Annotated in this window: 8 protein-coding genes; 1 reads left to right on the top strand and 7 read right to left on the bottom strand. The window is 64.0% G+C overall.

Annotated features, from left to right (window positions below; all coding sequences use genetic code 11):
• Window positions 1-35: 35 nt before the first annotated feature.
• From flgG to EO156_RS22260, 7 genes are all read right to left on the bottom strand, one after another.
• Window positions 36-821: a flagellar basal-body rod protein FlgG gene (flgG, locus tag EO156_RS22225; protein WP_003482961.1), complete on the bottom strand. Its 786-nt coding sequence runs from the start codon at window positions 819-821 to the stop codon at window positions 36-38.
• 773 nt (window positions 822-1,594) lie between these two features.
• Window positions 1,595-2,350, bottom strand: a complete 756-nt coding sequence (flgF, locus tag EO156_RS22235) for a flagellar basal-body rod protein FlgF (RefSeq protein ID WP_005921307.1) — start codon at window positions 2,348-2,350, stop codon at window positions 1,595-1,597.
• A 142-nt stretch (window positions 2,351-2,492) separates the two neighbouring features.
• Window positions 2,493-3,716 carry a flagellar hook protein FlgE gene (flgE, locus tag EO156_RS22240; RefSeq protein WP_003482957.1) on the bottom strand — a complete coding sequence of 408 codons (1,224 nt, stop codon included), beginning with the start codon at window positions 3,714-3,716 and terminating at the stop codon, window positions 2,493-2,495.
• Between the two features lie 31 nt (window positions 3,717-3,747).
• Window positions 3,748-4,413: a flagellar hook capping FlgD N-terminal domain-containing protein gene (locus EO156_RS22245; protein WP_003482955.1), complete on the bottom strand. Its 666-nt coding sequence runs from the start codon at window positions 4,411-4,413 to the stop codon at window positions 3,748-3,750.
• Window positions 4,414-4,450: 37 nt separating this feature from the next.
• Window positions 4,451-4,858 carry a flagellar basal body rod protein FlgC gene (gene flgC / locus EO156_RS22250; RefSeq protein ID WP_003482953.1) on the bottom strand — a complete coding sequence of 136 codons (408 nt, stop codon included), beginning with the start codon at window positions 4,856-4,858 and terminating at the stop codon, window positions 4,451-4,453.
• Window positions 4,859-4,861: 3 nt separating this feature from the next.
• The gene (gene flgB / locus EO156_RS22255) at window positions 4,862-5,263 is read right to left on the bottom strand and encodes a flagellar basal body rod protein FlgB (RefSeq protein ID WP_003482950.1); all 402 of its coding nucleotides are present in this window, start codon (window positions 5,261-5,263) and stop codon (window positions 4,862-4,864) included.
• Between the two features lie 319 nt (window positions 5,264-5,582).
• Window positions 5,583-6,527 (bottom strand): chemotaxis protein CheV, encoded by a 945-nt coding sequence (locus tag EO156_RS22260; RefSeq protein WP_003482947.1) that lies wholly within the window; start codon window positions 6,525-6,527, stop codon window positions 5,583-5,585.
• Window positions 6,528-6,890: 363 nt separating this feature from the next.
• Between EO156_RS22260 and flgA the strand changes: the two genes are divergently transcribed.
• The gene (gene flgA, locus EO156_RS22265; protein WP_016848732.1) at window positions 6,891-7,535 is read left to right on the top strand and encodes a flagellar basal body P-ring formation chaperone FlgA; all 645 of its coding nucleotides are present in this window, start codon (window positions 6,891-6,893) and stop codon (window positions 7,533-7,535) included.
• Window positions 7,536-7,635: the final 100 nt, after the last annotated feature.

The raw sequence follows: 7,635 nt of genomic DNA on the forward strand, positions 1-7,635 counted from the left end.
GTTGATTCCTGAGAGTGCGAGGAGCGGCGAGCCGATCAGACGTTGTTGTTCAAGTAACCGAGCATCGAGTCGGTGGTGGAGATGGCCTTGGCATTCATTTCGTAGGCGCGCTGCGTCTCGATCATGCTCACCAGCTCTTCCACCGTATTGACGTTGCTGCCTTCCAGTGCGCCCTGCACGGTGGTACCCAGGCCGTTGAGGCCGGGGGTGCCGTTTTGCGCGGGGCCCGAAGCGGTGGTTTCGACGAACAGGTTCTCGCCCTTGGCCTGCAGGCCCGAGGGGTTGATGAAGTCGGTCAGCGTCAGTGCGCCGATTTCCTGCGCGGCGGCCTGGCCGGCGAGGGTCACGCTGATAGTGCCGTCGTTGCCGATGGTCAGCGACTGCGCGCCTTCCGGCACCTGGATGCCGGGCTGCAGCGGGTAGCCGCTATTGGTGACCAGTTCGCCCTGGGCATTGATCTGGAAGGTGCCGTCGCGGGTATAGGCGGAGGTGCCATCGGGCATCTGCACTTCGAAGAAGCCGCGGCCGTTGACCATCACGTCCAGCGCGCGGCCGGTCTGCTGCTGGCTGCCCTGGTCGAAGCCCTTGAACGTGGACACCACGCGCACGCCGGTACCCAGTTGCAGGCCGGTCGGCAGCTGCGTCTGCGCGGAGGTCGAGCCGCCGGGCGCACGCACCTGTTGGTACAACAGGTCTTCGAACGCGGCACGGTCGCGCTTGAAGCCGGTGGTATTGGTATTGGCCAGGTTGTTGGAAATGACCGACATGCGCGTCTGCTGCGCATCCAGTCCGGTTTTGGCGACCCACAAAGCCTGATTCATGACCCGATTCCTCGTTAGACCCGGGGATGTGTTCCGGGCACGGCTGGGTATATGCACGTGCCGTGCCAAACCCGCGTCGAATTTCTGCCGGGTGTGCGGTGGGTCACGTGGAGTGGGGTTGCTGCGGGCGCGTAGGGCAGGGGCGGCAGCTGGGAGCAGGTGTCAGCGGCAGCGGTGGGGCTGGGTATGGATCCGCTTTGAAATCTGTTGCCGGTTGAGCGCTCGATCAGGGGCGGACGCGCGCTTGGCGGCAAGCGGGTGCGTTGTTGGCCGTGTCTTGCTTGAGCTTGGTCCGGGCTTGAGGCAAAAGCTGGGTCTGTCGAGGGCGCGGTGCCCTCACCGTTTGCGGGACACACCGTGAACCCATCCATGGGGGCGCGATGGCGGCATCCATGCCGCCAACGGTCCCGCAAGCAGCAAGGGCACCGCACCAGACAGTTGGCTGGTGGTTCTACCGAAGAACGAAGACACCGCGTTGCACGGTTTGCCTACTGCTTTGTTGAAAGCTCGACCCATCGACCAACTTGACTGGTCCTTGCCCGCCCACCGTCGTGGGACCCTTGGCGGCTTGTATGCAGCCATTGAGCTTGTAGGGACCTACTTGCCGCGTGTCTGGCGATGGTGGGCGGGGGCAAGGGCCCTGCAGGGAGGGCGAAGATCAGCTCGTCTGCAGCGTAAGCCCAGATCATTCGCTCTGCAGAAAACCTGCCAAGCTGGCTTTCGATTGCCAACAGCGCTGGCTGGCACGAAGGCGCAGCCCGCATGAGCTGCGCTTAGCCGCTCACCCGCAGCAGCGAATTGGCCGATTGCGCGTTGTCGTCGCCGTTCTTGATGATCTTGACCTGCATTTCGAACTGCCGTTGCAGCTGGATCATTTCCACCAGTGCGCCGGCCGCGTCCACATTGCTGCCTTCCAGCATGCCGCTGTTGATGGTCTTGCCGGTGGCTACCGCAAATGCCTGCGCCGGGTCGGTGCTGGTGTTGCGCATCAGCCCGTCGGGGCGCCGCGTCAAACGGTCGGCGGGCGCATCCACCACCTTCATCTTGCCGACGATGGCCATGGTCTGCGGGCCTTCGCCCTGCGGAATGATCGAAATACTGCCGTCGCTGCCGATCTCCATCGCCTGGTGCGGCGGGATCGTCATCGGGTTGCCGCCTTCGTCCAGCACCGCATGCCCGTTGGCGGTAACCAGTTGGCCATTGGCGGTAAGCGCCAATTCGCCGTTGCGGGTGTAGGCCTCGCTGCCGTCGGGCGACTGCACCGCCAACCAGCGGTCCTGCTGCAGCGACACGTCCAACGGGTTGCCGGTGACCTTCTGATGGCCCTGGCTACGATCGAAGCCCTGGTCCACATGCAGCGCATCGATCCGCGACGGATAGCCCTTGCCCTGGATCTTGAACGCCTCGGTGTTGGCCAGCGCGGCCTTGAATCCCACCGTATCGACGTTGGCGAGATTGTGCGAGACGGTGCCTTGCGCCTGCAGGGAGGCGCGGGCACCGGTCATCGCGACGTAGAGGGCTTTATCCATGGAACACCGGGAATCGGGAATGGAGAATCGGGAATCGCAAAAGCGGGATTGCGGGGGCTGGGAGGGTAGGGGAAGACCGGGATCGGTGACGCGCGACGCCGGCTCTTACGATTCCCTACTCCCCATTCCCCATGCCCGGCTTTTAACGAATATTGATGATCGTTTGAGTGACCTGGTCCTGGGTCGAGATCATCTGCGAGTTGGCCTGGAAGTTGCGCTGGGCCACGATCATGTTCACCAGCTGCTCGGTCAGGTCCACCGTGGAGGCTTCCAGCGAGCCGGATTCGATCTGGCCCAGGTCCGAGGTGTCCGGCGCGCCGGTGCGGGCGGCACCGGAGGTGTAGCTCTCGGCCCACATGTTGTTGCCCTGCGACTGCAGGCCCTGCGGGTTGACGAAGCTGCTCAGCGCGACCTGGCCCAGCGGTTTGTCGGCGCCGTTGGAATAGCGTGCGAACACCACGCCGCTGGTGTCGATGCTGATTTCGTTGAGCTTGCCGCTGGCGTAGCCGTCCTGGCGCGTGTCGCGCAGGGCGAAGGCTTCGCCGTACTGGGTGGAGCCAGTGACGTTGAGCTGCATGTTCAGCACGCCTGCGCCGGTGCTCGGGGTGAACGGGTCCATCGCGATGATGCCGTTGGCCGGGGTGGTCAGCGCGCCGGTATCGGAGAACTGCAGGGTGGTCGGGGCGCCGACCGCAGCGCCGTCCACGTAGTTGTAGACCTGCCACTCGTTGGGGTTGGCGGTCTTGACGAAGTAGGAGGTCTGCACATGGCTGACGCCCAGCGAGTCGTAGACATTGATGCCGCCGGTGGAGTGGCTATAGGTCTTGTCGTCGGCCGGATTGAACGGGGTCACCGTCGGCGCGGTGGCATTGCCGGGCAGGGTGAAGGCCAGGTTGACCGTGGAGGTGGATTTCGGCGGGCTGTCGGTGGTCAGCAGCTGCAGGTCCGACAGGCGGCCCACGTCGAAACCGTTGCCGCTGGGGTTGGGTGCGAATACCTGCAGGCGTGCGCCCTGCGGGTTGACCACATAGCCGTTGGCATCGGTCTGGAAATTGCCGGCGCGGGTATACATCTTGGCGCCGTTGGACGAGACGGTGAAGAAGCCTTCGCCGGAGACCGCCAGGTCCAGGCTGCGTCCGGTCGGGTCGATATTGCCCTGCGAGAACTGCTGGGCCACGTTGCTGACGCGCACGCCCGAACCGACCGCATTGCGCGACAGGCCGTAGCTGGTGCTCTGGAACATGTCGGCAAACTCGGCGCGCGATTCCTTGAACCCGGTCGTGTTGACGTTGGCGATGTTGTTGGAGGTGACGTTCAGATCGGCATTGGCTGCGTTGATGCCGGACAACGAGGTATTGAAGCCCATGGACGAGTTCCTTTAATTGTTGGTTGCCGGCTCAGCTGACGCGGAGCACGTTGGCGAGCGGGGAAGTGCCTAGCCCGGTCAGGTTGAGATACAAACCGTCCGAGCCGATCGTGACGCTGTCCACCGGTGCCTGGACATAGGTAGACAACTTGCTTTTGGAGCCGGCGGTGTCGGTCTGGGTGGCAGTCACGCCGTACTTGCCGGCCGCCATGCGATTGCCGTTTGCGTCGGTGCCATCCCAGTCAAACGACACCTCGCCGGCAGCGCTGGCCGGCACGCTGATCTGTTTGACGAAGGTGCCGTTGGCGTCGGTGATTTCGAAATTGACGAAACCGGCCGAGGTCGCGGCGACCACGCCCTTGGCCGAGCCGGTGGCATCGATCGCGACCTGCGCCGAGGGCACCAGCACGTTGTGGCCAACCAGCGCTGCGCCCTTGAGCACCTGGTCGCTGTTCATCGAGTCGGAGAAGTTGCTGACCTTGGTATTGAGGTCGCCAATGCCCTGCACGGTGGAAAACTGCGCCAATTGCCCGAGAAACGCGCTGTTTTCCATCGGTTTGAGCGGGTCTTGATGCTGTAGCTGTTCGGTCATCAATTTGAGGAAGTCGGCCTGGCCGAGTGCATCCTCCTTCTTGGCGACGGTGCTGCTGGTACTCAGGCCAAGGCTTTTGTAGAGATCGCTGCCGATCGTGCTCATGCGGAGTGTTCCGTTGGTAAGGGTCAGCTAGGAAGGGTCAGCGACCCATGGTGAGGGTCGCGAGCGCCAGTTCCTTGGCGGTATTGAGCATTTCCACGCCTGCCTGGTAATTGCGCGAGGCGGAAATCATGTTGACCATCTGCGAGACCGGGTCCACGTCGGGCGAGAACACATAGCCCTCGGCGTCAGCCAGCGGGTGGCCGGGTTCGTAGCGGCGGATCGGCGGCGCATTGGTGGTGGTGATCTCTTTGACGTTCACCGAGGTCAGGCTGGGGTCCTGGCGGCTTTGCTGGGCCTGGAAGATCGGCTCGATCGGCTTGTAAGTGGCCTCGGCCGAGCCTGCGACCGAATCGGCATTGGCCAGGTTGGACGCGATGGTGCTCAGGCGCACCGACTGCGCGTGCAGGGCCGAGCCGGCCACATCGAAGATGGGAAGATTGCTCATGACTTATTGGCCCGTGATCGCGGTGAGCATCGAGCGCACCTTGGATTCGAGGAAGCTCAGCGACGCGCGGTATTCCAGCGCGGCGCGGCCGTAGGCGGCGCGTTCGGCATCGGGATCGACGGTATTGCCGTCAAGGCTGGGCTGATCGGCTTCGCGGGTGAACTGGAAGGGGTTGAGCCCGGCGCCGCCGCCTACTTCGTAATGCTTGGCGTCGGTGGTCTGCAGCAGACCGCCATCCTGCTCGCCCTGCGCCGACTTCAGCGCCGCCTCGAAGTTCAGGTCCTTGGCCTTGTAGCCGGGCGTGTCCACATTGCTCAGGTTGCTGGCAATGAGCTTCATGCGCTGCTCGCGCAGCGTCAACGCGTCGCCATGGACGCCGAGGAACGAAGAGAAGGGACTGGACACGGTGCTCTCCCGCGAAGTGTTGCCAGGGAGGAAGCAATGTTTGTGCCAAATCGAGGTGGGGGAGGGGCCGCGCCGGGAGAGCACCCGAACCAGCGGAAAAACGGGCTTGGCAGGCAGAGATCGCGACGTAGGTCGCCCGCTAGGAAGCTGCAGGTGTTAGCTGGGCAATTTGCAGGCCGACCAGACTGTCTGGCAGGAATCAGGACCTAGCGAGGGGGGCTCACGCCGCCGCAATTCCGCCACCAGGCGCCCTTGTGCGGGGAACAGGCGCGGGAGATGTCCGCCCGCGGCTCATCGACTGCACGGCCCGAACGTATGATCAGGCCGCTTCGGCGACCACTTTCAGGCGGGCCAGCACATAGTCGGCCAGTTCATGGGCGCTGTACTTGGCCACGAAGGCGTTCGCGCCCACCTGCTCGACCATGGCGTTGTTGAACACGCCCGACAAGGAGGTGTGCAACAGCACATACAGGCCTTGCAGGCCCGGGGTGCGCCGGATTTCCGTCGTCAGCGTATAACCGTCCATTGCCGGCATCTCGATGTCGGAGATCACCATGGCGTAGCGGTCGGCCGGGTTTTCGCCCGAGGCAGCCACCTGCAGCAGGTGGTCCAGCGCCTGGCGGCCGTCCGACAGCAGGGTCGCCGAAACGCCCAACTGGTCGAGCACGCTGCGGATCTGCTGGCGCGCCACGCGCGAATCGTCCACCACCAGCACCTGGAACTGGCGGTCGTAGGCCACCAGCTGCAGCGAGGGATCCAGTTGCACGTCCTTGCTGACCTTGGCGATATCGGCCAGCACGCTCTCCACGTCGATGACCTGGATCAGTTCGCCCTGGAAGCGCGTCACCGCCGTCAAATAAGTGGCTTCGGCGCCCAGTTCCGGCGGCGGGTGGATATCTTCCACCGCGATATTGACGATGCGCTCCACTCCGCTGACCAAGAAGCCCTGGACCGAGCGGTTGAACTCGGCAACGACCAGATAGCCGGGACCGTTTTCCGAATGCGAGTCGCGTTCCGGGTGGCCGATGGCCAGGCCCAGATCCAGCACCGGCACCGAGCGCCCGCGCACGTCGGCCACGCCGGCGAACTCGGTCGGCAAGCCAGGCACCTGGAACAGTTCCGGCCGGCGCAGCACTTCCTGCACCTTGAAGACGTTGACGCCAAAAAGCTGGCGTCCGCCCAGCCGGAACAGCAGCAGGGCCAGTCGATTGTGGCCAGCCAGTCGGGTGCGCTGGTCGATGCGGTTGAGCAGATCGTGGGTCATGGGGCAGATATCGACAGCGCCCTTGGAAAACTTGAGTGGTTTTACGGTTGGCGTGGGGCGCTGTCGGGAATGGGGAATGGGGAATGGGGAATGGGGAATGGGGGATGGGGAATGGGGAATGGGGAATGGGGAATCGCAAATCGCAAATCGCAAAGGCATTAGGACTTCCCGCAGCGAGCCCGAGGCGAAGGGCCGTGCTCTGACGTCCTTACGGTGTTCGCTAAGCAAATCGCACAGCAGCAACGAAGGCCGACCCAGGCCGAGTCCCCCCGACCGCTTCCCGCTTCCCGCCTCCCGCTTCCCGATTCAAAAACAGGCACACCCCTTGCATCACAGCTCCCGTCTTCTTCCGGATCCGGTCCCATGCGCCTGCTCCTGCTTGTCATCTTGTTGGCTGCCGCTCCGGCCTGGGCCCAGAGCTATCAGTCTGTCGATTCCATCCGTGCTGCGGCGCTGGCGACCGTTGGCCCGGACGCCGAAGCCGAGGCCACGCTCGATCCGGGCCTGCGCATGCCGGCGTGTCCGGTCGCGCTGCAGGCGCAGCCCACCGGCACCAATACGGTGGAAGTGGCCTGCCCGCAGCCTGCCGGCTGGCGCTTGTTCGTGCCATTGAAGGTGCGTCGCAACCAGGACGTGCTGGTCTTGCGGCGCGGCATCGGCGCTGGAGAAACCATCTCGCTGGCCGATATCAGTATCGAGAAGCGTGACGCCGCGCGCATCGTCGGCGCGGTGCTGGCCGACCCGGTCGCTGCCGTGGGCAAGACCGCCCGCCGCATCCTTCCGGCCGGTTCGCTGCTGTCGGCCAACGATCTGGTGACGCAACGGCTGGTCCGGCGCGGCGACACCGTGCCGCTGGTCTCGCGCAATGGCGGGCTGGAGGTGCGCATGAGTGGTCGCGCCCTGTCCGACGCCGGCGAAAACGAGCGCGTGTCGGTGGAAAATTCGTCCTCGCGCCGGGTAGTGCAGGGCATCGTTGAAGCGGGCGGAACCGTTGTGGTCTCCAGGTAAAAAATTTCTATAAAGTTTTTTTTCTGGGTGCCGTTATCCCCTACGACCTGTAGAGGAGTTCCTGACATGACCCAGAAAATCGAAGGCAATCTACCGACCG

This window comes from Xanthomonas sp. DAR33341, from assembly GCF_003992815.1.
GTDB classification, from domain to species: domain Bacteria; phylum Pseudomonadota; class Gammaproteobacteria; order Xanthomonadales; family Xanthomonadaceae; genus Xanthomonas; species Xanthomonas cissicola.

What these genes read in the sequence shown, in the direction of transcription:
- flgG (WP_003482961.1), bottom strand. Translation starts at nt 821, where the DNA reads ATGAATCAGGCTTTGTGGGTCGCCAAAACCGGACTGGATGCGCAGCAG.
- flgF (WP_005921307.1), bottom strand. Translation starts at nt 2,350, where the DNA reads ATGGATAAAGCCCTCTACGTCGCGATGACCGGTGCCCGCGCCTCCCTG.
- flgE (WP_003482957.1), bottom strand. Translation starts at nt 3,716, where the DNA reads ATGGGCTTCAATACCTCGTTGTCCGGCATCAACGCAGCCAATGCCGAT.
- EO156_RS22245 (WP_003482955.1), bottom strand. Translation starts at nt 4,413, where the DNA reads ATGAGCACGATCGGCAGCGATCTCTACAAAAGCCTTGGCCTGAGTACC.
- flgC (WP_003482953.1), bottom strand. Translation starts at nt 4,858, where the DNA reads ATGAGCAATCTTCCCATCTTCGATGTGGCCGGCTCGGCCCTGCACGCG.
- EO156_RS22260 (WP_003482947.1), bottom strand. Translation starts at nt 6,527, where the DNA reads ATGACCCACGATCTGCTCAACCGCATCGACCAGCGCACCCGACTGGCT.
- flgA (WP_016848732.1), top strand. Translation starts at nt 6,891, where the DNA reads ATGCGCCTGCTCCTGCTTGTCATCTTGTTGGCTGCCGCTCCGGCCTGG.